This window comes from Streptomyces fuscigenes, from assembly GCF_021556455.1.
GTDB lineage: Bacteria > Actinomycetota > Actinomycetes > Streptomycetales > Streptomycetaceae > Streptomyces > Streptomyces fuscigenes.
In genome coordinates, this window is record NZ_JAKGCV010000016.1 from 1 (window position 1) to 26,873 (window position 26,873).

Below are 26,873 nucleotides of genomic sequence, written 5' to 3' on the forward strand. Positions count from 1 at the left end.
CGCCCGGCTCGGGCACCGGCCCCCTCGCGGCGAACCGCAGGCGCAAGCTCGGCACCCGCACGGAACCGGCCGCCGACACCGCCGACCGGCCCGGCGCACCGCGGCCCGGCGCACCGGCCACCCCCTCGGGGAGCACCTCGGTGCCCATGCCACCGCCGTCGGCCAACGGCGCGGGCGGCACCGGCCCCGGCGGCACCGGCGGCGGGCGCCCGCAGGGCCGCTCGTACGCCATCGACGCACCCGACGAGGGCGCAGAAGGACCGCAGCCGCTGGACGGTCCCGGCGGTGCCGTCGAGGTGGCCAACCGCCCGCAGCCGCGCCCGGTGGACGACGAGTTGCCGCCCGAGCCGCTCGACAACCCGCGCCGCCTGCTCGTCTGGCCCGCCCCCGACGTCTCCACCCAGCAGGCCCTGAGCGACCGGGGCTACCGGCCCGTCGTCGTGCACTCGCGCGAGGAGGTCGACGCGCAGATCGCCGCCTTCCCGGCGGCCCTGTTCGTCGACCCGCTGACCGGTCCCATCACCCGTACCGCGCTCCAGTCGCTGCGCCAGGCGGCCGTCGCGGCCGAGGTGCCCGTCCTCGTGACGGCCGGGCTCGGCCAGGCCAACCGCGACGCCGCGTACGGCGCCGATCCCGCCGTGCTGCTGAAGGCGCTGGCGCCGCGCGACAGCGAGCAGCACCCGCCCCGCGTCCTGCTGATCGAGGAGCACGAGGAGATCGCGCTCGCCCTCACGTCGACGCTGGAGCGGCGCGGCATGCAGGTCGCCCGTGCCGCCGAGGACAACGAGGCGGTCGCGCTCGCCGGGCAGATGCGGCCGAACCTGGTGGTCATGGACCTCATGCAGGTACGGCGCAGGCGCGCCGGGATCATCGACTGGCTCCGCGCGAACGGGCAGTTGAACCGCACGCCGCTGGTCGTCTACACGTCCGTCGGCATCGACCCCGCCGAACTGCCGCGCCTGGTCTCGGGCGAGACGGTGCTGTTCCTGGCGGAACGCTCCACGAGCGACGAGGTGCAGGCCCGCATCGTGGACCTGCTGGCGAAGATCGGCACGAACTGAGCGACCCCGCACGAGGGCCGGCCGGAACACCGGTCGGCCTCCCGGGCGCGCGTACGCACACCTCCGCGCCCCGGACCCCTGCGCCGGCTCCGGTCCCGGTTCTGGCCCCGGCTCCGACACCGGCTCCCGCTCCGGTCCCGGCCGGCGGTCTCCGGGCTCCGCGCCCAGCCCGCCCGCTCCCGTCAGCCCGCCCCTCGCCCTGACCCCTGACCCCTGACCCCTGGCGTCTGGCCCTCTGGCGCCTGACCCCTGACCCCTGGCACCCGGCCGTGGCGGGACGATCCCGCGCACGGAGGGGGAGACGGTCCTGGGCTCGCCAGGGTCGACCTAGGCAGTCGGCGCCCCGGGCCGCAGCACCCGCCCTCCCCCTGTCGCACCACCCTCCACCTGCAGTTCTTGTCAATCGGAGCGTTGTTCCGTATCTTTCAATCGGAACCTCGCTCCGCTTGCGTGCCCTCGGCGGTCCGCCGTACCGCGTCACCGCGCCGCGCCTCCCGGCATCCGCCGCCGCGCGGCCGGGGCACCGCGCCGCACCAGACGCGGCGGCCCTCCCCGGACCGTCGCAGGCGGGGCCCTCACCCCCAAGGAGAACCGTGAAGTACCGCACACTGGGCCGCACCGGCATCAAGGTCAGCCCCTACGCACTGGGCGCGATGATGTTCGGCGCCATGGGCAACCCCGACCACGACGAGTCCGTCCGCATCATCCACCGGGCGCTGGACTCGGGCATCAACGTCATCGACACCGCCGACGCCTACTCCCGCGGCGAGTCCGAGGAGATCGTCGGCAAGGCCCTCAAGGGCGGGCGGCGCGACGACGTCGTGCTCGCCACGAAGGCGGCCCTCCCGATGGGCGACGACCCCAATCTCCAGGGCGGATCACGCCGCTGGCTCGTCCGCGCCCTCGACGACTCGCTGCGCCGGCTGGGCACCGACCACGTGGACCTCTTCCAGCTCCACCGCCCCGCCCCGGACACCGACGTGGAGGAGACCCTCGCCGCCCTGACGGACCTGGTGCGCGCCGGAAAGGTCCGGGCCTTCGGCACCTCCTCCCTCCCCGCCTCGGACATCGTCGAGGCGCAGTGGACGGCGGAGCGGCGGGGCCTGCTGCGCTTCCGCACCGAGCAGCCGACGTACTCGATCCTCAACCGGGGCATCGAACGCGAGGTGCTGCCCGTCGCCGAGCGGTACGGCATGGGCGTGCTCGTCTACAGCCCGCTGGCGGGCGGCCTGCTCACGGGCCGGTACCGCAAGGGGCGCACGGCCGACACGCACCGGGCCGGATTCGGTTTCCGCCATCTGCGCGACGAGAGCAGGCTCGACGCGGTCGAGCAGCTGCTCGCGCTCGCGAAGGAGGCGGGGCTGCCGCCGACGCACCTGGCCATGGCCTTCGCGATCGCCCACCCCGGCGTGAGCTCCGCGCTCGTCGGGCCGCGCACCATGGAGCACCTCGACGACCTCCTGTCGGGCGTCGAGACCGTCCTGAGCGACGACGTCCTCGACCGGATCGACGCGATCGTGCCGCCCGGCACGGATGTCGGGACGCTCGACATGGCCTACAACCCGCCGGCCATCGGCCGCACCGGGCTGCGGCGCCGGGTCGCGGACGAGCGCGCGGCCGCCTGACGCGCCGCCCGAGGAGCCGGGGCCGACCGCCGGGACCTCGGCGCGCGAGCCCCGAACCCCCGAACTCCCGCCCCCTCCGGGCCCGGAGACGGGAACGGGGACGGGTGCCGGACGGTGAAGGGTCTGCTCAGGCCGCGTCCGGCACCCAGCCGTAGGCGTGCGTCAGCGGCAGCCGCAGCAGCAGCCGCTTCTCGGCGACCATCGCCTCCCGGTACTCGGTCCAGTCGGGGTGCTCGCCCCGCAGCGCCCGGTAGTGCGCGACGAGCGCGTCGACGGCGTCGTCGTCCGGGCGGCGGGCCACCGCGCCGAGTTCTGCCACGCCCTCCCCCACCGCGTACGCGCCGAACGTCGGCGTCGTCACGTAGAAGCTCGCGCGCGGATCGCGGCGCAGATTGCGGGTCTTGGCCCGGTCGTCCGTGATCGAGATCAGCAGGATGCGGGGTTCGGGATCCCAGAGGTAGCCGACATTCGACAACTGGGGACGTCCGTCGCGCTTCTGCGTGGTCAGGACGCCGGTGGCGGTCGTTCCGAACAGGCTCCAGGGGTCACTCACGGGGCGCCTCCTTGAGGGCGGGGGGACCTGATCGATGATCCTCGTCCCTCCCCCGCGGCCACGGCAAGACGCGCCGCGCCGCCGGCAGCGCGAGGCGCCCGCGCACGTGGGACGCCCGCGCACGTGGGACGCCCGCGCACGTGGGACGCCCGCGCACGTGGGACGCCGGTGCACGTGGGACGCCGGTGCACGTGGGGCGCCGGTGTACGTGGGACGCCCGTGCACGCGGGACGCCGGTGCGCGCGAGTCGCGTCCGCACGAGACGTCCTCGCAGACGTGACGCCCGGACCCGCCGAGCGCCCGGCACACGGCACCCGGCACCCGGCACCCGGTGTCGGACACCCGCGTCCGGCGCTCAGTGCCCGGCGCCGCTACAGCCGCGTGACGTCCAGTTCCCCGTTCGCGTACTGCCGCCTGATGACCTTCTTGTCGAACTTGCCCACGCTGGTCTTCGGCACCGAGGCCACCGTCGCCCACCGCTCGGGCACCTGCCACTTCGCGACGCGCGAGGCCAGGAAGTCCCGCAGCTCCGGATAGCCGACCGCCGCGCCGGCCTTCAGCACGACGGTGGCCAGCGGGCGTTCGCCCCACTTGTCGTCCGGTACGGCCACCACCGCCGCCTCGGCGACCGCCGGGTGGCCCATCAGCGCGTTCTCCAGTCCGACGCTGGAGATCCACTCGCCGCCGGACTTGATGACGTCCTTCGCGCGGTCCGTCAGGGTCAGGTAGCCGTCCGGGCTGATCACGCCGACGTCGCCGGTCCGCAGCCAGCCGTCCTCGCTGAACTTGTCCTCGGGCGCCAGCTCCTTGCCGTCGCTGCCGCCGTAGTAGGCGCGGGCCACCCAGGGCCCCCGTACCTCCAGTTCGCCGGCCGACGCGCTGTCCCACGGCAGGATGGAGCCGTCCGGGCCCGCGAGCCGGGCCTCGATCCCGATGGGGAAGCGGCCCTGGGTGATGCGGTACGGCCACTCGTCCTCGGCGGCGATCCCGCCCGGCGGGTCGGACGTCGTGCCGAGCGGCGAGGTCTCCGTCATGCCCCACGCGTGCAGGAGGCGGACGCCGAGCTTGTCGTACGCCTCCATCAGCGCGGGCGGGCACGCCGAACCGCCGATGGTCACGCGCGCCATGGACGACAGGTCGCGGGGCCGCTCGGTGACCTCGGCCAGCAGGCCCTGCCAGATGGTGGGGACGGCGGCCGCGTGCGTGGGACGCTCGCGCTCGATCATGTCGGCGAGGGGCGCGGGCTGCAGGAACCGGTCCGGCATCAGCATGTTGGCGCCGACCATGAAGGTCGCGTGCGGCACGCCCCAGGCGTTCACGTGGAACTGCGGGACCACCACCAGGGTCAGGTCGCGCTCGGTGAGGCCGAGCGCCTCCGTCGTGTTCGCCTGCATGGAGTGCAGGTAGATCGAACGGTGCGAGAACACCACGCCCTTGGGGTCGCCCGTGGTCCCCGAGGTGTAGCACATGGCGGCCGCGGCACGCTCGTCCAGGTCGGGCCAGTCGAAGGCGTCGAAGTCGGGCGACTGCCCGGCGAGCAGCTCCTCGTAGTCGTGGACCTGCGCGTCGGCCTCCTCCAGGACCGAACGGTCCCCGGGGCCGCTGACGACGACGTGCTCGACCGTCGGCAGGTGCGGCAGCAGCGGTGCGAGGAGCGGCAGCAGCGAACCGTCGACGATGATCACGCGGTCTTCCGCGTGGTTGGCGATGTAGATCAACTGCTCCGAGGGGAGCCGCAGGTTGAGCGTGTGCAGGATCGCGCCCATCGCGGGGACGGCCAGGTAGGCCTCCACGTGCTCCGCGTTGTTCCACATGAGGGTCGCGACGCGCTCGTCGTCCGTCACGCCCAACTCGCCCCGCAGAGCGGCGGCCAGCTGCACTGCCCGGCCCCCGGCCTGTGCGAACGTCCTGCGCCGGGGCTCGCCCCCGCCGGTCCATGTCACGATCCGGGACTTCGCATGGATCGTCATACCGTGACGAAGTATGCGGGTCACGGTCAGCGGTACGTCCTGCATGGTGCTCAGCACGGCGTCCTCCCGGTGGCGCTGTCACGGCGTCGTGGCGACGGGACGATTCTGCGCACGTACCGGATGGTATGTCACTACCCCTGACCAGCCTTCTTGCCGCAAAGCGCCCGAGACGGCCCGGAACGCGGGCCCGCGTGCTACCGGCGGTAGGGGCAACCGGCGGCGTGAGCGAGGGAGTCCGGCGCCGCGGGCGACCGGCGGGCTCCGGCGCCGCGGGCGGTGGGCACCGGCCCCGCCACTCGCACCGGCCCTGGCACCCGGCACCGCAGGCGGGGTTGGGCAGCGGGCACGGCCGCGCCGCGCCGCGGGCAGCGGCACCGGCGCCCGTCCGTGCCGGCCCCTCAGCGGACGGGGGCGAGCTCCGGGTCCTCGCGGAGTTTCGCCAGGGCCCTCGACACCGCGCTCTTGACCGTGCCGACCGACACCCCGAGGACCTCGGCGGTCTGCGCCTCGCTGAGGTCCTCGTAGTACCTGAGGACGACCATCGCCCGCTGCCGGTCGGGCAGCCGGAGGATCGCCCGCCACATCGCGTCGTGCAGCACCTGGTGCTCGGCGACGTCCGTGTCGTTGCCGTGCCCGGTGCCCGGCTCGGGCAGCTCCTCGCAGGCGAACTCGTCGACCTTGCGCTTGCGCCACTGCGACGTGCGGGTGTTGACCAGCGCGCGGCGCACGTACCCGTCGAGCGCGCGGTGGTCCTCGATGCGCTCCCACGCGACGTACGTCTTGGTGAGCGCGGTCTGGAGCAGGTCCTCCGCGTCCAGGGGGTTCGCGGTCAGGGAGCGTGCGGTCCGCAGCAGTACGGGCCCCCGCGCCCGTACGTACGACGAGAACGAGGCGTACGGCGCGTGGCCATGGCTCGCGGCCTTGGAAGCGCTCGTGCAGACAGACGTGGTCATGCGCTCCACGCTAGGAGCGCGGGCGTCCGGGGGGATCGCCCCCAGGTCCCGAAGACGCCTCCGCCTCAGGGTGTAGTGCTCCGGCGCACCCCACCTCCTGTGGGTGGAGGGCGGCGGCCCGGGCCCGTCAGGGTCGTCCCGCAGGAGGACCGGTCCGACGGGGGTGCCGGCAGGGGGACGGGGCGGGGTACCGGCCGGTGGATACGGGCCGGTTCGGTATCCCGGGCCGACCGTACGGGCAGGTCATGGATCCGCGCCGGCCACACGGGCAGGGCCAGAATCCGCGCCGGCCGTGCGGGCAGGTCCAGATCCGTGCCGGCCGAACAGGCAGGTCCAGGATCCGCGCCGGCCGCACGGGCCGGGGCCGGGCAGGGCGGCGCCCCGGATGCGGCGCCCCCCGGCGCACATCCGCGCCGGCCGCCCGGCCCGCGAGTCCCCTCTCCCCCGGCTCGGGGCGCCGCCGGTGCGTCCACCGGCCGCGCCCCCTCACGCGCACAGCGGCCTGCGCGGGGTGCTCGCGCACCCGACGGGCACTCCCGTACCCTTCGCGCAGACCGCTGCCTGTCACCGCTCGGTCAGTACCCGGTCAGTACCGGTCAGTACCCGGTGGACGTCCCGGTCAATGCCCGGTCACCGGTCGCACCGGCCCCCCGGCGGCCTGGTCACCACAGGTGGTGGAAGGCCACGGAGACGTTCTCGTTGTGCTGGTCGATGGCCGTGAAGGCCGAGCCGATCACGTTGGCCGTGTTGTTCTGGTTCGACGCGCCGGCACCGGTCGCGACCTGCTGCGTGGTGGTCGAATTGCCGTAGTTGTTGTGGCCCACGCCGCTCCCCGTGAGGGTCGCGACGGTCGCGTTCGATCCGTCGTCCGCGCCGGCGCCGTTGTCGGCCGAGGCGACCCCCGTGAACAGCGCGGCGGCGAGGGGGAGAGCTGCAACGGCGGCGATGACGCGGACGGTACGGATGCTTGCCATGTCTTGTTCCTCCAGAGAACCGGATGTGCAGCTGCTCGCAGCTGCCTACAGCTCGAAATGCGGGTTTTCCCAAGGCAGTTGGCCGACCGCCTCGGTCGTGTTCTCGACGTCGCGAGATCAGAATTGCCCACCCGGTCCCCGTCGAACCAGTCCGGAGGGGCCGATTCCCTCGCAAGCGTGAGGACTTGTCGATAAACCCCTTTCATGACTTCAACCGGGCAATGCAGATCTCTGCGGACAGGACGGATCAGTCCGGACAAGAGGTGAACCGTTCCGGCAGGCGCTCGGCACGTCACCCGGGCGTGTGCGCGGCCCCTCAGGACGTCACTCGCAAATCCGAACACGTAATCGAATGACTCTTCCGCCTTGTCGAACGGTTGTGCGAAAATGGATCCATGGCCACCACCGCCCGGCACACCGCCACACTGGCGCTCGCGCACGCGCTCTCCGCTGCCGAGCGCGGACTGCCCGTCTTCCCCCTGTCCCCCACCAAGCTCCCCGCGCTGCGCTCACCCCACCGCGGCCAGCCGGAACCGGTCCTGTGCCGCGGCGAATGCGGGCTGCCCGGCCACGGCGTGTACGACGCGACGACGGACCCCGAGGGCGTACGGGCCCTGTTCGACGCGGCCCCCTGGGCCACCGGGTACGGCATCGCGTGCGGGCGGCCCCCCTTCCACCTCATCGGCATCGACCTCGACATCAGCGGCCACGAGCCCGCCACGGGCACGACCCCCGACTCCGTGGCCGCGCTCCAGCAGATCGCGTTCGAGCACCTCTTCACGCTGCCGGAGACCGTCACGGTCCTCACGCCCAGCGGCGGCCGCCACATCTGGCTGAGCGGGCCCCCGAACGTCGTCGTGCCGAACTCCGCGAGCCGGCTCGCGCCCGGCATCGACGTGCGGGGTTCCGGCGGCTACCTGGTCGGGCCCGGCTCCGTCTCCACGCGCGGCGCCTACCGGCTCGCGCCCAGGACGGCCGATCTCGCGGCCCCGGCCCCCTGCCCGCGCGCCCTGCTGCGCCTCCTCACACCCCCGCCCCGCACCCACGCGCGCCAGGGCCGCCCGGCGCAGCAGGGCGAGGGGCTCGTGCACTTCGTGCTCGCGGCACACGAGGGGCAGCGCAACACGCGCCTGTTCTGGGCCGCGTGCCGCGCGTACGAACACGGCTTCGGCGAACTGCTGGCGGACACGCTGGTCGAGGCGGCCCTGCACACCGGGCTGGCCGAGCACGAGGCCCGGGCCACCATCGCCTCGGCCCGCCGGCTGACGCGGACCCGCTGAACCGGGACCGCGTGCTCATGTACGCGGCCGGCCGGTCCACGCGGGCATGAGCACGCGTACACGAGCAGACGTACATGAGCACGCGTACATGAACAACCGCCTGGTCCCCGTCCGTTCACCGGCGGAGGTGGGCCGGAGAACGAACGGGGGCCAGGCGGCTCGGGGCGGTCCCGATCGGCGGTCGATCCGAAGGCGCCCGTTCGCCGGATACGGCATTCCTGGGGGACGGGCGGCGGTCGGCGGCCCGGGAGCCACCGACCGTCGGAACCGTCCACCCCGACGGGCCACGGAACCCTCGCTACCGCGCGGGCCGCCGGTGCCGCGGGGACACCTGCGGGGCGCGGCGCCGCGGGGGTCCGCACGACACCAGCCGGTGCCTCAGGGCGCCTTCAGGTGCCGTGCGGGGCCCGCCGGGGCCTCGGGAACGCCGTTCCGGGGTCAGTGACTCGGCATGTCACCCCGTCCCATCTTGCCCTTCGTGCCGTCCTCGGCCACCGTCTCGGTCTCGATCCGCTCCTTGCGGACCGTGCCGCTCACGGTCTGCTGCTCGACCTTCTCCTCGGTCGTCAGCCGGACGCGTTCCACCGGCTCGGTGCGCATCTCCACGACCGGGCGCTCCTCGTGCAGCGTGACCTCGCGGTCCGCCTCCGAGATCTCGGCGCCCCGCATCGCGGAGCCGCGGTCGGCGTCCGTGATGGGCTCGCGCACGACCCGGACTTCCTCGTGGCGCACGGGAATCGTCTGCTGCTCCTCCTCCGTGACCACGTACTTGTGGAGCCGTGCCTTGCCGGCCTCGTGCCGCTCCGTGGCGACGTGCATGTGCTCCTCGGAACGGGTCATCGCGATGTCGTCGGCCCGGTCCTTCTCGCGGGAGGTGCCGAGCCCCCCGCTCAGATTCCCCGCACTGCCACTGGTGTCCATGGAGCCGCGTGCCGTGCCCGCCGTGCCCGGCGCGTCCATGTCCTTGCCGAGGCCCTTGCCGGACGCCGTGCCGCCCATGGCCGAGCGCGACTGACGCATCGCGCTGTCCTCGTCCGCGGCAGCCGAACGGCCGCTCGCCGAGGCGTCCCGGCGACCGGCCGCCGCGGCGCCCATCGCGCCCGCGCCGCCCATGGCCGCCATGCCGCCCTTGGCGTCGGGGCCCTCGGTCTTGGCGTCCTTGCCGCCCTGCTGCCGGACCTGCGCGGCGGTCCCGTCGATGCCGTAGTACTCGTACAGCCGGTGCTCCTCCTGCTCGGAGAGGTGGCCGCCGGCGTCGATGTCGACGTTGGGGGCGTCCTTGACCTGGTCGCGGCCGTACGGGACTTCGAGGTGATCCTGGACCAGATTGGCGTCGTGCATGGGGATGAACGATTCGCTCGAACCGAACATCCCGGTCTTCACGGTGACCCACTCGGGATTCCCCGTGGCGTCGTCGTAGAAGACGTGCTTCGCACTACCGATCTTGTTCCCGCCCGAATCGTAGACGGGGTGGTCCAGGACCGCGGGGATCTGTTCCTGTGTGATCATCGCGTTCCCTCCTTGGTTCGCGGTTCGAGTACCGGGTATCCACATCGCGGCTCAAAACCCAGCGGACCAGGATTAATCGCAAGAAATCTGAACATTACGCGTTTTCAACGACATCTCCGCAGGTCAACAGCGTGCGAACGACAGCGCACGAGGGCACGTGAGGGCGGCCCGCCGGACAGCCCCCGACGCCGAGCCCCCCACTCGCCATGGGCCGACTTGCGCACTTGCGCAATCGCCTCCCAGGGGTTCACCGGCTCGCGGCTGCACGTGCTCACGCGCTCGCAGACTCGCGACGGCACACGCTCGTGGGCTCGCGCGCTCGCCGACTCGCGACGGCAGGGGCTCCCCCGTACCCGCGCATGCTCCCGGTATCGACCCGTATGCCGCCTCCGCGCGTCACGGCCGGCCCACCGCGGTGTCACGGGCGTGTCCCGGCGCCGGAAAGCCGTGAACCGGCCGCACACCGGGTGGATCGCACCGGACGAAACCACCTGCCCGGCACGGGCGGGCCCACCGACCCACGGAGAAGCACATGCGCGCACGGAAGATCTCGGCCCTGACCCTCGTCGCCGTGGCCGCCGGCCTCACGCTGACCGCCTGCGGCGGCAACGGCGTCTCACCCGCGAACGCGAGCACCGGGGTCTCGGACACCGGCAAGGGCGTCTCGGCCGCCCCCGGCACGTCGGGCGGGTCGGCGAAGGGGTCCGGAGCGCCGGGTGCCGCCGGCGCCGGCACCTCGGGGTCGTCGGCCTCCTCCGGCTCGTCCGGTTCCTCCGGCTCATCCGGCTCCTCCGCGGCCGGGACGTCCTCCCGTACGGGTACGGGGACGGGGACGGGGTCGGGCGCCGGTACGGGCGCGTCCGGTGCCCGCGCCTGCCGCACCGTGAACCTCTCCTTCACCACCTCCGGCGGCATGGCCGAGGGCGAGATCATCGTGAACATGAAGAACACCGGCGTCGCGTCCTGCACGATGCACGGCTTCCCGGGCATCGACCTCAAGGGCCGCGACGGAACGGTCAGCGCCGCGCGCAGCGGCGTCGCCGCGCCCGACGTCACCGTGGCGCCCGGCAACGAGGCCCGCGCCGTGCTCCACTACCCGCCGAACCAGAGCGGCGGCTCGGGCGTCACCTTCACCAGCCTCGTCGTCACACCGCCCGGAGAGACCAACTCGCACGCCCTGGCCCAGAGCGTCAACGTCCCCGCGGACAGCGACTCGTCGCCCTCCATCACCGTCGACCCGGTCGGTGCGGGCAAGTAGCGGCCGGAGCCCCGCGTACAGGGCACGGGGGACAGGGGACGGGACTGCGCGTCGCGGACACGGATGAGGCTGCGCATCGCGGAGCAGGGCGGAGCATGGCGGGGCGCGCCCGCGCAGGGGAGCGGGGCCGCCTGCGCAAGGCGGCGGGAGCGCCTGGGGAGGGAGGGCGAGGCGGCCCTTTCGAGGGGCACTCGAAGGGGCACTTTTATGGCTGGCAGGGCCGTCGCCCGGCGGCCTAGACTCCGCGGATGGCCTTGGAATGGGAACAGGTAATCGTCCACGCGCAGGACCCGGCGGCCCTGGGTCAGTGGTGGGCGGACGCCCTCGGCTGGGTCGTGGTGTTCACCTCCGACGACGAGTTCGAGATCCGCCCGGCACCGGAGGTCAGGCCGGGAATCGAGTTCGTGCGGATCGACGAGCCCAGGAAGGCCAAGAGCCGCCTGCACCTCGACTTCAGGCCCGACGACCAGGCCGCCGAGGTGGCCCGCCTGGAGGCGCACGGCGCGAAGCGCGTCGACGTCGGCCAGGGCGAGCAGTCGTGGACCGTCCTCGCGGACCCCGAAGGCAACGAGTTCTGCGTCCTCGGCCGGCGCAAGCCGTAGGAACGCCCGCGCCGGCACCTTCGCGCGCGTTGCCCGGCCGGCGCTCCGCCCGTTACCCGTCACGACGAGTTCAGACGCCACCCGGCGACCGCGGCCGTGGCGACGGAGACAGATGAACGAGCCGGACCTGCCCAGCCCGCTTGCGCGTTCGCGCCGCTTCCTCATGGTCCACGGTGTGCAGCACCGGCGCCCGCGCGGGCACTGGATGTGGTGGCTGACCGAGGCCATGCGCCGACGCGGCGAGCAGGTGCTCTACCCGCAGTTCCCCTCGCCCGACAAACCCTCGGTGCGCGAGTGGGTCGATCTCCTGCACGCGGAGCTGGCCCAACTCGGCGACGGCGAGCGCGTCGTGGTGTGCCACTCCCTGGGCTGCGCACTGTGGCTCCGCGCGGCGCAGTCACTCCCCGCCGACCTGCGCGTGAGCCGGGTGCTGCTGGTGTCCCCGCTCGGCGAGCAGTCGTTCACGGCGGCCAACGGCAACGAGGAGTTCGGGCCCGGGCGCGTCGACCCCGTGCTCCTCGCCGCCGCGTCGGCGCAGCCGCCGCGCGTGGTCGCCTCGGCGACCGACCCGTACGCGCCCGCCGACCCCCACGCCTGGAGCGCCGAACGCGGTCTGGAATGCGACGTCCTGCCCGCCGCAGGGCACATCACCCCGGCCGACGGCTACGGCCCCTGGCCCGCCGCCCTCGCCTGGTGCCTGGACGGACGCACTCCCGTGTCCGCGAACGCCGCCCACCCGTAGGCATCGCCGCGTACCCCGCGCCCGAGTCCGGCGGGGCTCGCGGGCGGGCAATCGGCTTGACCGGCGGACAGGCACACGACCGGGCCAAGGCGTCGGCGCACGGCGCGCGCGACCGGATCCAGCCCCGCGGAGCGCGGCCGGCCGCCCCCTCAGCCGACGACCCAGTACCAGCCCGTCGGCAGGTCGACCCCGCTGGACGTCCTGATGAACTTGCAGGCCGCGCCCGTCACATGGATGGGGTGCGCCTGGCAGGCCGCCTGGGTCCCGTAGCGCGGCTGGTAGATCTTGATGGGCGTGGCCGCGCTCGCCGCCGTGGTCACTCCGAGCGTTGCGGCGACCGCGGCCGCCGACATGGCGAGTACCGCAAGCGTCTTCCTCATGACTCTCCCCGTTTTCCCTCTGTCGCTCGCCCCGGTGGAGCCCGGGGCCCGTCCGATCAGACCGGGGGCCGTCTGCCGCGTCAACTCCTTTTCCCAGAAGCCCTGATGGGGCGCTCGACCGGTCTCGGAGGCGGCCGCTCAACCAGAGGCGGCCATCCAGGCAGGGAAGGCGACCGCTCAACCAGAGGCGTCCACCCAGGCAGGGAAGGCGGACGCTCGACCAGGGACGGTCACCGGAACCGTACCGGGCAGCCTCAAGAGGTCCGACTCCACTTCAGCCACTGCTTGCTGGTGGCGATCTTCGTCAGCTCATCGAGGCTGAGGGCGGGCGTGGTCCGCGTCTTCGGGCCGAACTGCTGGGCGCCGTTGCTCTCGAAGACCACGACGCGCAGCCCGTCGGGCCGCAGCGTGTCGGCCTTCCACATCACCATGCCGGAGCCGCCCTTCTCGCCCGGGGTCTTGCTCCTCGATACGTCCGTCCCATCGGGGAGCGTCGTCGAACCCGCGCCGAAGAGGTCGCTCCGGGCGTCCGACATGTCCGGCTGCACGTTGATCTCCAGCCGCGTCACCCCCTTGCCGTCGTCGACGAGGAGGTAGGTGTACCCGCCGTCGTCGCCCGTGCCCTGACCGGTGACCTTGACGCCGGCGGGCAGCAGGGAGCGCACGGTCTTCCTCAGCGCGGCCCCGTCGGGGCCCTGCGCGACCGGCGGCGGCTCGGGGGAGCGCGTATGCCGCCCGGCCAGCTGCCTGAGGGGTTCGTGCCAGGCATCGGAATCCACGAGCTTCCGCAACTCCGCCGCGCTCAGCGGTGGTTCAGGGCGCGAGACCGGGGAGTCCTTCTCCGTGGGTGCGTTCCACTCCTGCACCTCGACCGTGCCTCCGTCGGGTGTGGCCAGGGTCGCGGTCCACAGCTTGGTCTCCGCCCGCCGGTCCGGATACTCGTACCCCTTCATGATCATGAGCCGGGACTTGTCGGGGAGGGTGCTGGTCGAGCAGTCCTCGTACGGGACGACGCCCTTGTCGGGGCAGGTGACGCGGTCGCTCGCGGTCGCGTTCCCGTCGCCGTTCGCCCCCTCGATCACGAGACTCATCGCGGCCGGCCCCTTGTGGTCGTCGAACACCAGCGAGACCGCGGGGCCCCCCGGCGCGTCCACGCCGGTGGCCTCGACCCCGGTCATCGACCCCGCCGGCATCACCCTGCGCAGGGCTGCGATCATCTGCTGCCCGGTGAAGACGGCGGGAGTGGCGGGCACGCTGGACGGGGCGGCGGCGCGCGCAGCGGCGGGCGTTCCCCCGGCGCCCACGAGCCCGGCACCGTACGCGCCGCCGAACCCCACCGCCGACGCGACCAGGACACTCCCCGCGACCGAGGCCACCCGCCTCCTCGCCACCCTGCGGCGGCCCCTGGCCAGCCCCCCTTCAACCAGCCCACCGCCGTCCGCAGGACTGAACGCGTCGCCGGTCCGGCGCATCGCCAGGCCGAGATCGTCGAGGAATTCCTCTTCTTCCGGCATGCTGAAGTCACTCCCCTGCTCATACGTACGTCAACGGACACAACGGGATACGGCCGACGGCCGACCGGCCTCTTGTTCGCGCCCCTCAGGACGCCACGAACTCGACGTACTCGCCGTCGAGTTGTGCGCGCAGCTTGGCCAACGCGCGCACCGACCTGGTCCGGATGGCCGCCGCGCTCACGCTCATCGCCTCGGCCGTCTCCTCGATGCTGCGGTCCTCCCAGTACCGCAGGACCACCACCGCCCGGTCCTTCGGCGCGAGTTGGGCGAGCGCGTCGAGAAGGGCGATACGCAGATCGGCGTCGCCGGCCGACCGCGCGGCTCCCTCCGGCAACTCCCCGAGAGGCCGCTCCGTCGCGGAACGCCGGCGCCGGTAGGTGAGAAAGCAGCGCACCAGCACGGACTGGGCGTAGGCGGCGGGGTTCTCCACGTGGGAACGCCCCCACACGGTGTACATACGGCCCAGCGTCTCCTGCACGAGATCCTCGGCCAGGTGAACGTCGCCGCTGGTCAGCAGGCACGCCGAGCGAAAGAGCTGCCCCGCGCGGCTCGCCGCGAACTCCCTGAAGCCGTCCACCCGACCCGCGCGCCCGGTCCCGCTCTTCACCCTCACATCCTCACTGACGCACCGGGGGACCGGAAATGTTTCACCAGACCCCGCGCACCGCCAGGTCCTCCCGGGGCCAACCGGCACCGTCCGGCCCCGCCCGGTCCTGTGGGCCCGCTTTCCGGGGCTCTTTCGGGCCGAGGAGCAGCCGGAGCCCGGGCAGATGACGACCGCGGAACAGCCCGAGCCCAGGCAGGCGACGCCCGAGGAGCAGCCGGAGCCCGGGCAGGCGACGCCCGAGGAGCAGCCGGAGCCCGGGCAGGCGACGCCCGAGGAGCAGCCGGAGCCCAGGCAGGCGACTGCTGACGAGCGTCGCTGCTCGGCATCCGGGTAGCGGCGTTCGTGACGTCTCCGGCGGAGGTACTACAGCGCGTCCGCGGACTCGAGCGCGCGCCACCGCCGAGACCGCAAGCGGTCCCCGCCTCGCACCGGGGCGGCCTCGCGCTCCGGGTTGCCGCCGTCACGATGACGGGGACGTGACCGCCCGTGCCGTACCGCGGGACGACGGCACGGGACCGGTCGGGCGGCCGGGTCACGCCGCCGTGACCCGGCACCTCTCAGAACCGGGGGTGCCTGTTTCCGATCTTCGCCGGCACCGCCTCGAACCGGGTCTGTCGTACTACTTCGCGAGGGTCTTGTAGTTGACGCGCGCGGACTGCGGACCGGGACTCTGCGTGTCGTTGTCAGCCGCGACACTGATCGCGTACGTGGTCGATTTCGCGAGACTCACGATGTCGTACGCAGGGGCGTCCGAAGACCCGTGCGCGATGCCGTTCACGTACCAGCCGTAGCGATTCGCACCAGTGACGGCGGTCGCGGTGCAGTGCAGGGCCGTGGCCTTGGCCGTGCACTTGAGGCCCTTCGGCGCGGTGAACGTGAACGGCTTGGTGACCGCGTGCACCACACCGGACTTCGGACCGGCCGAACCGGCACCGACCGCGGCAACCGAGAAGTCGTATCCGGTATTGCTCTTCAGCCCGGACACGTTCGCCGTCGTGCCGGTGGACGCGCCCACGACGGAACCGCCGTTGTAGATGAAGTACGACTCCGCGCCGGGAACGGCGGTCCACTTCAGGGATGCCACGCTCGTGTTGGTGGACGTCACCGTGACACCTGTCGGCGCGGTGGTGGGAATGGTCGCCGGGGCGTCCTTCCCGGCGAACGTGAACGTCGTGCCTCCGACGACCACTTTCGAGATGATGCCGGAACCGGTCACGCCGGAACCGAGCGAGAAGCCGGTGTCGAGCACCCGCGCCTTGGGAAACGCGGTGCGCCATTCGGCGAGCGTCCCGTGATTCGCCGAACCGGAACCGCCGGTGTGCTCCGGTGCCCCGTCCTTGACGAACTGCGCGGCGGAATCAGAAACCCACCAGTCGCCCCCGTACACCTTTTCGCCGACCAGGATGGCATCCGCCTTGCCGTCGCCGTCGAAGTCGGTCACGAGCTGGATACCGGGCTCCGCGGCCGTACCCGTCCAGCCGAGCGAAGGAGTACCGGTGTCCGCGAGAGCCATCGGGGACGACCAGTACTCGGCAGCCTTGGCGGTGCTGTCGGTCCCCACCGTCGCAACGCCGATCCCGTTGTCGCCCACCGTGACGTGCCCGTTGGCGCGGGTGTCGGAGAGAGCCGACACGAAATTGCCGGAACGCACTGTGACACTGGTGTCAGCCTGCGCACCCCCCGCAGTGACGATGGTGGCCGCCGCGACGCCCGCGGCGGCGACAGCAATCGCAATGCGATTACGCACGTGTTCCTCCTGATGTTGTGTCGTGCAGGAACATGCCGCGATGTCTCCCATCGGGCGCTCCCTTGATCCGGTCGGACGTCAACCGGCCGCACACACGCCGACAAGCCCCCCTGCCGTGTCGACCGAGATGCGCATCCCGGAAATCCCCGTCCGCCCGTTCCCACCCTTTTGTGACTGCGACAGGGAGACCTGCGGTCGCCCGGAATGGTTGCAGGCTCGTTCGGCTGAGTTCGCCTACGCCAACGGCCCCATCCGCGCGCCGGGCCGGTGGCCTACGACTTCCCATCCGGCAGCCCCGGCGCGATCCGGCGACGGCTGAGCATCGCGCTTTCGCGGAGAGTGGGGGCGGGTGGCTTTGACCGCGAGTCGCGCGAATCGAAGGGGCCATCCCCCACGGGCGCGGAAAACAGCAGGTGCGGGCGTCCTCGGCGCCGGTCGGGGCCGACGCTCCCCCGCACATGGGGGGGTCCGCGCATATGTGCTTCGGGCGGGTGACAACGACGCACGGATCTGGGTCAGTCGGACGCCGAGGAAGCCAAGATGCACGCCCTGATCGATCAAGGGCTCGCGGAGCACGAGGGCGGGGCCGATGGGCCGTAAGTCCTGGCCGTGGGTTGGCCGCACGCGCTGGTCAAGGATGGGATATTCGCGAGCCAGAGTGCGACAAGACGCACGCAGAAGGTGTGCCGCTCAGCGAATAACACCCCTTCTCACCTGACCTGCAAACTTCTAACCGGTGGGCAGCGAAAAACATGAGGTGTGCCACCAACACGCGTTCCAACTTGCATGGGGGTTCAGGTTGCAGGCGGCCGTGCGGGGCGCTGCGGCATGCCGGAGGGTCGCAGGTCCTCACGGACCCTTCGAGTTGATACACGTGTATCGGATAGGCACGCCAAACAACTTGCTAAGCAGGAACTTCGGCCCCTTAACCCTCCCACCGATGCCAACGACTTCACCGCCTGGACCAACTACTGGAGGACGGCAGGCGTTTTTACCCTCGCAAACCAGTTCGGCGACGACCGCCAAAAGTCCGGCGAACTGGAGGCCTACCTAAGGCGCCTGGATCCCCAGATCCTTGACCAAGCCCAGAGGGACACCACCAGCAAGCCACGGGTCGGCGCCCTCTTCGCTGCCCGCTACCCCCACGGAACGCCGCCGGAGGTCGCCGCGCTATACAAAGGCGTGGCCGCCCACCTGAGTCTCGACTAGCGCCCCTGCGTGCACTCGGAGCGTCACTTGGGGGCGCTCGGCCTGGGGGCCGGTGCGCCTCTTACCTGCTGCGATGGTCCGCAGATATGTGCAGGTGTCCCCCGCTGTCTGTCGGCGTTGTCACGCAATTAGACACTCAGGGTGCTTGATCTCAGGCCACCGCTGGTCCCGCTCCATGGCGTTCGTAGAGCCGCTTCACTTGCTTGACCCAGAAGTCGAACTTCTCATCTGCCGATGCGATGGGTAGAAGCTGGAGCTCCTTGGCCAACTGATAGAAGCCAGGGCCAGCGTCGTTGGCACCCAGGTAGTTCACCAGGGCCGAAAGCATGAGAGGCGGGTCTGAGGGGGCTATCTCCTGGTCTCGTTCCACGATCAGTCCCAGCAGATGCCCCATCGCGGCCCGCTCGTCAACACGCTCGAAGTCGAAGGGACGGCAATCTGTTCGCCTGGCCAGAGTCACGTTGAGCTCGGTGTACGACGTGAGCCTGCCCAGCTTTGCTCGCTCGACGAGAAAGCCATGACCGTCATGTACCAGCTCGTCCCACTCGCTGTCCGCGCGGCCGTATCCGGACATCCCTGCCCCCTGAGCTACATCGATCCGTGAGCGGGAACCTACAGTGCCTGCGCAGTGCCCACAATCGCTCGATGGGCTAATTACTGCTAACTCACCTGCCCGACAGCACCGAAGCCACCCAACTCAACGACGGACAGGAACTTCTGAAGCACGCCATGGAGGTAATCGCCTACTCAAAGTCGGGCCGAGCCGAGCCCCGCCTCTTGGCGAAGGAGCTCACGGAACCCGTGCGGGACGCGCTCCGCGTGGCTATAAGCCGCGGTCACCGCCTCACGACGCCGGATCGCTCCGCGTACGAAGGATCCGACGCGCCCTCCCGGCTTCCCGCGGCGGCTTCGGCTAACAGCGAGGCACCTCAGGCAACCAAGAAGCCCAGGACTGGCCGATTTCGGGGCTTATCCGTTGCCCAACTACGAGATCGCAGGCCTAAGCTCCCTATGGGCAAGTACAATCTACTGCATCAACGGCAGCATGTGCGCCGCCTACGTAAATTCTCAGGGAGCTTGAATGTCCTTGGTACGAGTCGAAGACGTCTTCAAAATCTCAGGTGTTCCGACTCACACATTCGTCAAGCCCTCTGAATACAACCGCCTCAAAGTTGCACTCAGATCCCCTGGACGTGGAGTAATCGTTGAGGGCCCCTCAGGTATCGGGAAAAGCACCGCCGTCATCAAAGCCCTTCGCGATAACCAAATGAACGAAGAAGTCGTTCAGCTATCGGCGCGATCTCCGAGCGATGTGGAGTATATCGAGCTTCTCCACGAGCTTGGAAAATTCGGCACCGTGGTGATCGACGACTTCCATCGCCTCCAAGATTCGGTAAAGTCGCAAATCTCCGACCTGCTGAAAATTATGGCCGACACAGAAGACCCGCACCGCAAGATCGTAATTATCGGAATCAACGAGGCGGGCCGATCACTAATCAAGGCCTCTCCGGACCTCTCCAACAGGATCGATGTAGTTCGATTTGAAGTTGAGCCAGACTCGAAGATCGAGGAATTGGTGACTTCGGGTGAGGCCGCACTAAACGTCAGCTTTGGGGCCCGAGACCTCATCGTGGAAAAGTCCAAGGGGAGCTTTTACCTGGCGCAACTTCTCTGCATGGAGGCGTGCGTACTCGCGGAAATTCTAGAGAAGCCAGAGGAGCGCACCCAGGTAGGCACCTCCTTTTCGGCCATTCAGCGGCGAGTCGTTTCTAGGCAGCGAGACCGATTTGGCGGCGTCATCCGAAGCTTTGCTCGCGGAACTAAGTTTCGACCGAGCGGTAGAGCTCCGTACCTTCACATTTTGCGCTGGCTCTCAGAATCGGAGTCGTGGAGTATTTCGATTCTGGACGAGATGCGCAAGCATCCGTCCGAAAAGGCCAGCGTCGGCCTCGTTTCTGAACGTGGATACCTTGAGAATCTAACCAACAGTGATGGAATTTCTGAAATCCTTCACTTTGATTCAGATACCGGGATTCTATCTGTCGAAAATCCCATGTTGATCTTTTACCTTCGAAATATCTCCTGGGCAGACTTCATCCGAGAGGTCGGATTCACGAAGGTTGACTACGAGGAGAGCTATGACTTTGCGCTCTCCTTTGCAGGCGAAGATCGCGCATTCGCCGAAAGCCTAAGAGATGCCCTTGAGGATCTCGGCCACACCGTCTTCTATGACATGGCCGAGCAGCATCGCTTTTTGGGGCAGGATGTTGAGACCTACATGGGGCCCATCTATGCCTCAGGATCCCGTTTCGTAATCGCTGTTCTTGGGGAAATGTACGGGACAAAGCGATGGCCACTTTTTGAGGTTGGGATGTACACGAGCCGTTTCGCCGACGGTGAAGTGATTCCAATCTGGTCGAGCAAGATTCCTCCATCGGCCACTGATCCTGTACGCGGCCTGGGCTACCTCACCTTCGCTCCTGACGGAAATGCTGTATCTCAAGCAACCGAGCATGCCGCTGTACTGACGAAGATGCTGAAAGACAGGCAGTAAGGGTTTTCAAACCCACGCTTCGCGTCGTGAAGAGCAAGAACGGCCTACAACACGTCGGTAATCCTGTTCGTGCTGCAGCAGAGCTTCCGCAGGAGTAGACGGACCTTCTCAAAGTAGCCATGGCCTGCTCGCCGAGCCAGCGGATCATGGTGTAGATGCTGATGTGCCACCGCTGCCGCCGCTTGAGACGGCAGTCCAGGAAAGGGTCTCGGCCCCAGGGGCCGGCGCCCTGGTACGCCTTGCCTGCCGAGCAGTTCAGCCATGTGGCTGCGAGTACGTCGACGATCCCGTGGGTCCGGACGGCGAACCGGTCGATTGGCAGCAGGTGCCGTCGAGGATCGCAAAGGCCGGCCGGCTCGCGGTCCTCGTAATCTGGGCCAGGCTGGGCGCAAGCGCAGCCAGGCCTTCTTTCGCCTCGCAGACGTAGCGGTAGACGGCCGCAATCCCGATGCGCGGCGGCCGACTGGGCGTAGGTGTCGCTTCAGCGCAAGCACGCGTGAACTTGGCCGTGAACTCATCTACCAGGAGCTTCACCAGATCGTATAGCTCGCCAAGCACCCGCCCGCACCGTCAGGTCGGAAAGGGCACGCCATCACCAAATTTCCCTCCGCTATATTTCAATATTTACTCGAATCATATGCGCCATTTTAAGCAAATCACCCTCCTTCCAATTGGGACTCTCCGGCCAAATCCTCCCCATTGAATCCCCTTTCCGGCGCGGCATCAAGTGAACGTGGAAATGAGGGACGGTCTGGGTTGCGGCCGCGCCGGATGAATTGATCAGGTTCAAACCATCCGGCGAAATTGCTTCCTTGATCGCGTGGGCGATCACCAAAGATACCTCCATCACGTTAGACATCTCCTCTTTGGTAATCTCCCAGAGATCCCCCACGTGCCTCTTTGGAATAATGAGAGTGTGCCCAAACGCGGCTGGCGCCAGAGGGAGGAAGGCGAGGACGCTACTGGATTCGAATACTCGAAGCGCCGGTTCCCTGTGTTCAACAATCGCACAAAAAATGCAGTTTGCCCCGCCGCTCAAAACCACTCACCAATCGGCTCAACGTTCAATAATCAGGGAACCTTTTCGAAACCTGGCTTCTCGCCGCGCGGTCGCCACCTGGGCTCGACGCCGATCGCAGAGGGCTGTTGTCCTTTCCCTGTCATGTGCCTTGATGGCGGCTAGGTGCCGATGCAGGGGCTCCTTCAATGCGCAGTCAAGGCGAGGGATCCGAGTGGCACGCAGCGTCTTTTACGGCTTTCATTACGTGCCGGATAAGTGAAGGCGTACGACCCCTCATACCTGTCTAGCCAGAACGTCTATTCACATATCTCCGACAGTATCACGGAGTGGGTGGGAGGCGTCGTTCGAATCCGCAATGGTGGCTAGTCACGAAATTCCGGTTCATCTCAGTAACTTCACGATAGCTCCGACTGTGAAAGCGCAATCCACCAAGAACAATGCCCCATAGAAATTCACAAGAGTGTGTGAACGGATCACTCTCCACCAAGGGACTTGCGAGTGGTAAGGAAGTGTATTCATGGAGAATAGTTCAGTTGCCATAGGAGGTTTCCGAACATCGTCGTAGAGCTTTCGAAACAGGCGCTCCTGCCTCAAGTAGTAACCATCAAGCAGCCAGAACCCGAAGAGTGGAACCATCCCGGCTGTTGTTACTTTCCAGCTGAGGTTGTTGGCAGCGAGCCCGAAGAAGACTCCAGCCACGGTCAACGTCCATCCCTTTATGAGGAATGAGCCGTTGGCGAGCCTCGTGACAACGGCCTGAATCATCTCTAGGTGCTTAATCTCCTCTGAGGTTATGGGGATGGACGGTGCAGGATTCGTCGTCACTCGAAGTTCCTCCGCTAGCTGACGAGGCACAGGGTGATCGCCGCCATCTTGGCACTCCGGCGAGCGGAAGGGGAGGTTTCAGGCGTCGGCCGGGTCAGGTCCGGCTGGCGTCTCCCCTTGAAAGGCAATCGGCTGCCGCGACTGGTCACCATGAGGCATGGAGACAACATCGTCACCGACCACACCCCCAGCTCCCATCCCGTCTGCCGTCGCCCACACACCTTGGAGCAGGGCGCAGTGCCGGGCGTCTATGTGGAGCGCGCCGGTGTACGAACGACCTGGACACCCAGTGCCGTGTCTGCTCGGCTCTGACTGGGTCGACGGCAGACGGGATGGGAGTTCCCCACCGCCACACTCCACCGGCCGGCACCCGCCCACGGAGCCCTCTCCATCCCGGAGCCTGAGCGCCCCCGCCGGAGGCAACGTCCTGAGCCGCACTCGCGCCGCCTCGGCCGCATCGCGGGTCCTCACCCATTACCCCGAGCTGTCAGGCGTGCGGACGGCAGCCGGGCTGGCGCGGGGCGGAGACAGAAGCGCAGGCCCGGACGACGGGCCGCGCGCCGCGCAGTGCGCGGCGGGTGCCTTGATGACGTGGGGAAGTTGCATCCCGCGGCACGGCTTCTGGCGGACACCTGGGGGACAGAGGCTGATCCACTCCCGTCCACGGGCGAGAAGCAGTGAGACAGCCTCAACGACCGAGGGGTGCTCCCAAGCTGGGAGCACCCCTCGTGACCTGCTGCTTCGTTAAGCTGCTGCGGTGGGTGTGGGATTTGAACCCACGGTGACATTGCTGCCACGACGGTTTTCAAGATCTTTCGGCGATCGTGGGGCCTCCCGACTCCGCCGCAGGTCAGGCGGCCCCTGACGTCCCGTTGGGGCCGTCATCATTGTCGTCGTGCCCGCTACGTGCCCCAGGCTCGTGGCTGCCCCCTACGAGGCGGAAGTCTGCCGCTTCGCAGACCAGTCATCACCCCGGCAACCGGACTAACAATGATCGTCGCACGCGTCGCATCAGTGGCAGAGCGACCAGACAACGATCCCCAGGCCAGCCAGGATCAGTGGCAGGTACACCGGTGCTACCGCCCATGAGCGCACGTCGGGCTTGTCGGGCCAGTAGTTGACTCTGCCACCAGCTGGCGAAGCAAGCGCGGGGTTCATGGAGAACGCCGGGATGGGACGACCGGATGCAACCTCATCATAGAGCTTCCGGAATGCACGCTCTTGCTTTAGGTAGTTGGCATCGAGGACACCGAAGACGAGTACCGCTAGACAGCCAATCAACCCAACCAGGACTGAATTCTTGGTGATCGAATACCCATAGGTGGCGGTTACGATCGGGAGCAGCCACGACTTGGAAGACGACGATGCCTGGGACATACGGGTAATCACCGCTTGAATGAACGACAGATGTTGTCGACGATCCTCGGCTGAGACAACGCTCGTTTCATCTGGAAGGACTCTCCGAATGGCGATGAGGGTCTGGTCCTGAGCCGCACCATCCTCAGCCGGACCTGTGGGCCAACGCAGGGTTATACGGTCGTTTTGCCACCGAGGCACCACGTGGAAATGCACGTGAGGTACGGTCTGGGTAGCGACCTCCCCAGTCGATTGGATGACGTTTAACCCGTCAGGTGACAAGGCTGAGCGGACTGCTCGCGTGGTTCGATGGACCGCTTCGCCCAAGTCGCGGCTCTCGGCAACCGTCAGATCCGTGAGCTCCGCCACGTGGCGGTTTGGCACCACGAGAGTGTGTCCCCGCGTCGCGGGATCCAAGGGGAAGAAGGCAGTGATCTTGTCATTGCGGTACACCAGCCTGGCGCTGGTATCGCCCCCTGCGATGATCGCACAGAAAGGGCAACGAGACGGGCCTACCATGACCGCTTGATCACGCCCTGAGTTGACCAAACTTCCAGGTTGTTGAGCAGCTTGTTGTAGGTCGCCTGACTATCGATCCGCCCATACCAGTCCATGGAGGTGGGATCGAAGATCGGTATCGAGCCCACACCAGCGGCCTTCGCGAAAGGATCCGCACCCGGAGTATCGATACTTCCGAATGAGGAGAGCCCGTGGATACGGATACCTAGCAGGGGCTTCTTGTCAGCCCACGCCTTCTCGATTTCGTAGATCACCCACGGCCGGCTCGCCGTATTCTTGCCGATCAGCACGATGACGGCCTTTTTGTAGGCCATTTGCTCATGGATCCAGTTCTTGATTGCCTGGTTGCCCTGCCTCCGTACTTCCTCCCACTTCTGAGCGTTCAAAACTGGTTGCCCTTCAAGCGCCTTGAAATTGCGCACCAGCTGTACGCGGTGGACGTCCCGTTCGTAGTGGAAGCTGTAGAAGACTGACTTGGCCATGCCGCCCCCTCCTGCGGAGTGCCGAGATCGGTGAAGGAGACTCTAGCCATAACTCAAGCCAACGGCCCCCGGCCAGTTCATGATCGGGGGTCGTTGAACTGGGTGGAGCGCCACGGTGATCAGTCTGAAACGGCATCCGCAGAGCCGTCGTCCGTACCCGACCCGCTGAGCCAGAGGTCCGCTGCCTCCGCCACCTGGTCGTCGCGACCGGCGACCGGTCGGGCGTAGTGCCGCGTGGTGACGCTCGCGTTGGAGTGGCCGAGCCGGTGCGCGGCGGTCATGACGCCGTACCGGTCGGCGACCCATGTGCCATGCGAGGCCCGGAGGTCGTGTGGGGTCACGTCCGTCAGCCCCGCCGCCGAGACCGCCGGGTCGAAGTACGCCTTGCGCCACTGGTTGTAGCGCAGCGGCTTTCCGGCCGGAGTGGTGAACAGCAGGACGTCCTCCCCTGCGGGCAGCGCCTCCAGGTGCCGGCCCAATCGCTCCGCCAGCGAAGGCCCGACCCGGAGCAACCGCTTCTGGTGCGTCTTGGGGGTGTCGAAGACCAACTCCCCGTTCGCTTCAGCCAAGTTCTCGTCGACCAGGACGAAGCCGCCCGCGACGTCGATGTCCACCCGCCGCAGTGCGAACGCCTCCCCGACCCGGAGCCCCGCGTAGGCGAGAAGCGCGATCAGCAGGTCGTGGGGAGCCGCCGCGTTCTGGACCATCCGGGAGGCTTCGAGCGGTGTCAGGATGTGCGGCTCCGTCTGCGGCATCCGGGGAAGCTTCACGCCCCGGCACGGCGTCTGCGGGATCATCTCGTTGTCGACGGCCGCCCTCATGATCTGCGAGAGCACCCGGTACGCCTGCCGGATGCGTGACGCGCTGAGTCCCCGAGTCTTCATCGCGCCCACCCACTCGGCGACCGTGATCGGCCGGAGCGCGGATAGCTCACGGTCGCCGAGCTCCGGGACGATCAGGGAATTGATCAGTGACCGGTACGAGGCCCGCGTCTTGTGCTTGAGCTGCGGCGAGACGGCCGCCAGCCAACGGGCCGACCAGTCGCGCACAGTGGTCTGCCCTTCCGCTGGGTCGATCCACTTCCCCTCCTCGATCTCGATGCGCTTCCGCATCAACCAGCGGTCGGCATCCGTCTTGGTGGCGAAGGTCCGTTCTGCGGGACGAAGCAGCCCGTCCGGCCCCGGGTAACGCGCCTGGAAGCGGCCGGACGGCAGCTCCTTTACATGAGTCAATCACAGGACGCGACCACGCCTCCCCTGCACTCCGTGTCCGTAGCCGGCGTGGTGGTGCGCGAGGACGGCCGTCTCCTGGCGATCCGCCGAGCCGACAACGGCACCTGGGAACTCCCCGGCGGCATCCTGGAACTCAACGAGACCCCCGAGGCCGGCGTCGCCCGCGAGGTTCTGGAGGAGACAGGTATCCGCGTCGAGGTCGACGGGCTCACGGGCGTCTACAAGAACATGACCCGCGGCGTCGTAGCCCTGGTCTTCCGGTGCAAGCCGGCCGGGGGCACGGAGCGCACGTCCAGCGAGTCCACGGCGGTCTCCTGGCTCACCCCGGACGAGGTCAGGGAGCGCATGTCCGAGGTCTACGCGGTCAGGCTCCTGGACGCCCTGGACGGCAACGACCCCCACATCCGCAGTCACGACGGCAGGCGCCTGATGTCAGCGGGATAAGACTTTCTCTACTTCATCAAGGCCCCCGGCTGCGCTCCGCTCCGCCGGGCGCGCTCCCGGCTCCCGGTCGCGCTTCGCTCCTGCCTTCGGCCCGCGCCGCGCACCGTCCGCCGACGCGCGCCCACGAGGGATAGGGCCGAGGCTACGAGTCGAGATCCAAGGGGCGCCAGCAACTCACCGACAAGGACATGCCTCCGGCGGGGGCGCTCATGCGTCCGGGGTGGGAGGGCCCGTCCTGCGAGTGCTGGCATCGTTAGGGCGAGCGTCGGGGGCTCCCATCCCGACCACCTTCGACGCAGGCAGAGCCGAACAGACGCGGCCCAGGGCGTCAAGGTCGTTCGTACAGTGGCGCGCTCCACCTTGACGCCCTGAACCACGCCCGCTCCACGGTGTGTGGGTCGAAGGCGGACGGGATGGGAGCTGGGGAGAGTGGTGGGTTGAGGAAGGGCTGCCGCA

The 26,873-nt window shown here is 68.8% G+C and carries 24 protein-coding genes; 9 read left to right on the forward strand and 15 right to left on the reverse strand.

All coding sequences use genetic code 11. The features are described from left to right. Both L1885_RS03685 and L1885_RS03690 read left to right on the forward strand, forming a co-directional pair. Positions 1–1,061: response regulator (locus L1885_RS03685; protein ID WP_235795501.1), on the forward strand; the 1,061-nt coding region annotated here is incomplete at its 5' end. Positions 1,062–1,654: 593 nt separating this feature from the next. Further along, the gene (locus L1885_RS03690; RefSeq protein WP_235795502.1) at positions 1,655–2,686 is read left to right on the forward strand and encodes an aldo/keto reductase; all 1,032 of its coding nucleotides are present in this window, start codon (positions 1,655–1,657) and stop codon (positions 2,684–2,686) included. Between the two features lie 127 nt (positions 2,687–2,813). On the opposite strand, the gene L1885_RS03695 is transcribed toward L1885_RS03690, so the two are convergent. The 4 genes from L1885_RS03695 to L1885_RS03710 all read right to left on the reverse strand — a co-directional run bounded on the left by L1885_RS03695 (position 2,814) and on the right by L1885_RS03710 (position 7,136). Beyond that, positions 2,814–3,239, reverse strand: a complete 426-nt coding sequence (locus tag L1885_RS03695) for a PPOX class F420-dependent oxidoreductase (protein WP_235795503.1) — start codon at positions 3,237–3,239, stop codon at positions 2,814–2,816. A 371-nt stretch (positions 3,240–3,610) separates the two neighbouring features. After that, positions 3,611–5,266, reverse strand: a complete 1,656-nt coding sequence (locus tag L1885_RS03700) for a long-chain fatty acid--CoA ligase (RefSeq protein ID WP_235795504.1) — start codon at positions 5,264–5,266, stop codon at positions 3,611–3,613. 341 nt (positions 5,267–5,607) lie between these two features. After that, positions 5,608–6,162: a SigE family RNA polymerase sigma factor gene (locus L1885_RS03705; protein ID WP_235795505.1), complete on the reverse strand. Its 555-nt coding sequence runs from the start codon at positions 6,160–6,162 to the stop codon at positions 5,608–5,610. A 662-nt stretch (positions 6,163–6,824) separates the two neighbouring features. Next, a complete protein-coding gene (locus tag L1885_RS03710; protein WP_235795506.1) occupies positions 6,825–7,136 on the reverse strand; it encodes a hypothetical protein in 312 nt (103 codons plus the stop codon). A 395-nt stretch (positions 7,137–7,531) separates the two neighbouring features. Between L1885_RS03710 and L1885_RS03715 the strand changes: the two genes are divergently transcribed. Next, positions 7,532–8,416 (forward strand): bifunctional DNA primase/polymerase, encoded by an 885-nt coding sequence (locus tag L1885_RS03715; protein ID WP_235795507.1) that lies wholly within the window; start codon positions 7,532–7,534, stop codon positions 8,414–8,416. Between the two features lie 438 nt (positions 8,417–8,854). Here the strand turns inward: L1885_RS03715 and L1885_RS03720 are convergent, their stop codons facing one another. Further along, positions 8,855–9,925: a PRC and DUF2382 domain-containing protein gene (locus L1885_RS03720; protein ID WP_235795508.1), complete on the reverse strand. Its 1,071-nt coding sequence runs from the start codon at positions 9,923–9,925 to the stop codon at positions 8,855–8,857. A gap of 532 nt (positions 9,926–10,457) precedes the next feature. Between L1885_RS03720 and L1885_RS03725 the strand changes: the two genes are divergently transcribed. From L1885_RS03725 to L1885_RS03735, 3 genes are all read left to right on the forward strand, one after another. Beyond that, on the forward strand, positions 10,458–11,183 hold the full coding sequence (locus L1885_RS03725) for a DUF4232 domain-containing protein (protein WP_235795509.1): 726 nt from the start codon (positions 10,458–10,460) through the stop codon (positions 11,181–11,183). Between the two features lie 248 nt (positions 11,184–11,431). Then, positions 11,432–11,785: a VOC family protein gene (locus tag L1885_RS03730; protein WP_235795510.1), complete on the forward strand. Its 354-nt coding sequence runs from the start codon at positions 11,432–11,434 to the stop codon at positions 11,783–11,785. Between the two features lie 112 nt (positions 11,786–11,897). Then, on the forward strand, positions 11,898–12,527 hold the full coding sequence (locus tag L1885_RS03735; RefSeq protein WP_235795511.1) for an RBBP9/YdeN family alpha/beta hydrolase: 630 nt from the start codon (positions 11,898–11,900) through the stop codon (positions 12,525–12,527). Between the two features lie 149 nt (positions 12,528–12,676). Here the strand turns inward: L1885_RS03735 and L1885_RS03740 are convergent, their stop codons facing one another. From L1885_RS03740 to L1885_RS03750, 3 genes are all read right to left on the reverse strand, one after another. Then, a complete protein-coding gene (locus tag L1885_RS03740) occupies positions 12,677–12,907 on the reverse strand; it encodes a hypothetical protein (RefSeq protein ID WP_235795512.1) in 231 nt (76 codons plus the stop codon). Positions 12,908–13,161: 254 nt separating this feature from the next. Further along, positions 13,162–14,421, reverse strand: a complete 1,260-nt coding sequence (locus L1885_RS03745; protein WP_235795513.1) for a hypothetical protein — start codon at positions 14,419–14,421, stop codon at positions 13,162–13,164. Positions 14,422–14,506: 85 nt separating this feature from the next. Continuing rightward, entirely contained in the window at positions 14,507–15,028 is a 522-nt protein-coding gene (locus L1885_RS03750) for a SigE family RNA polymerase sigma factor (RefSeq protein ID WP_235795514.1), read from the reverse strand. 163 nt (positions 15,029–15,191) lie between these two features. On the opposite strand from L1885_RS03750, the gene L1885_RS03755 reads away from it, so the two are divergent. Continuing rightward, on the forward strand, positions 15,192–15,362 hold the full coding sequence (locus L1885_RS03755) for a hypothetical protein (protein WP_235795515.1): 171 nt from the start codon (positions 15,192–15,194) through the stop codon (positions 15,360–15,362). A gap of 285 nt (positions 15,363–15,647) precedes the next feature. Here the strand turns inward: L1885_RS03755 and L1885_RS03760 are convergent, their stop codons facing one another. Then, positions 15,648–16,826, reverse strand: a complete 1,179-nt coding sequence (locus L1885_RS03760) for a fibronectin type III domain-containing protein (protein ID WP_235795516.1) — start codon at positions 16,824–16,826, stop codon at positions 15,648–15,650. A gap of 1,309 nt (positions 16,827–18,135) precedes the next feature. Continuing rightward, on the reverse strand, positions 18,136–18,558 hold the full coding sequence (locus tag L1885_RS03765; RefSeq protein ID WP_235795517.1) for a hypothetical protein: 423 nt from the start codon (positions 18,556–18,558) through the stop codon (positions 18,136–18,138). 507 nt (positions 18,559–19,065) lie between these two features. Between L1885_RS03765 and L1885_RS03770 the strand changes: the two genes are divergently transcribed. Next, positions 19,066–20,538 carry a TIR domain-containing protein gene (locus tag L1885_RS03770; RefSeq protein WP_235795518.1) on the forward strand — a complete coding sequence of 491 codons (1,473 nt, stop codon included), beginning with the start codon at positions 19,066–19,068 and terminating at the stop codon, positions 20,536–20,538. Between the two features lie 610 nt (positions 20,539–21,148). On the opposite strand, the gene L1885_RS03775 is transcribed toward L1885_RS03770, so the two are convergent. The 5 genes from L1885_RS03775 to L1885_RS03795 form a co-directional block, all read right to left on the reverse strand. Then, a complete protein-coding gene (locus tag L1885_RS03775) occupies positions 21,149–21,583 on the reverse strand; it encodes an HIT family protein (protein WP_235795519.1) in 435 nt (144 codons plus the stop codon). A 357-nt stretch (positions 21,584–21,940) separates the two neighbouring features. Beyond that, on the reverse strand, positions 21,941–22,384 hold the full coding sequence (locus tag L1885_RS03780; protein WP_235795520.1) for a hypothetical protein: 444 nt from the start codon (positions 22,382–22,384) through the stop codon (positions 21,941–21,943). A gap of 1,011 nt (positions 22,385–23,395) precedes the next feature. After that, complete coding sequence (locus L1885_RS28810; RefSeq protein ID WP_268983560.1) at positions 23,396–24,259, reverse strand: HIT family protein; 864 nt, start codon at positions 24,257–24,259, stop codon at positions 23,396–23,398. Continuing rightward, positions 24,253–24,741 (reverse strand): TIR domain-containing protein, encoded by a 489-nt coding sequence (locus L1885_RS03790; RefSeq protein WP_235795522.1) that lies wholly within the window; start codon positions 24,739–24,741, stop codon positions 24,253–24,255. The genes L1885_RS28810 and L1885_RS03790 overlap by 7 nt, the downstream gene beginning before the upstream one ends. 119 nt (positions 24,742–24,860) lie before the next feature. After that, entirely contained in the window at positions 24,861–25,973 is a 1,113-nt protein-coding gene (locus L1885_RS03795; protein WP_235795523.1) for a tyrosine-type recombinase/integrase, read from the reverse strand. Here L1885_RS03795 and L1885_RS03800 point away from each other — a divergent pair. After that, positions 25,965–26,417: an NUDIX hydrolase gene (locus L1885_RS03800; protein ID WP_235795524.1), complete on the forward strand. Its 453-nt coding sequence runs from the start codon at positions 25,965–25,967 to the stop codon at positions 26,415–26,417. The two genes, L1885_RS03795 and L1885_RS03800, sit on opposite strands and share 9 nt — an antisense overlap. The last annotated feature ends 456 nt before the right edge of the window (positions 26,418–26,873 follow it).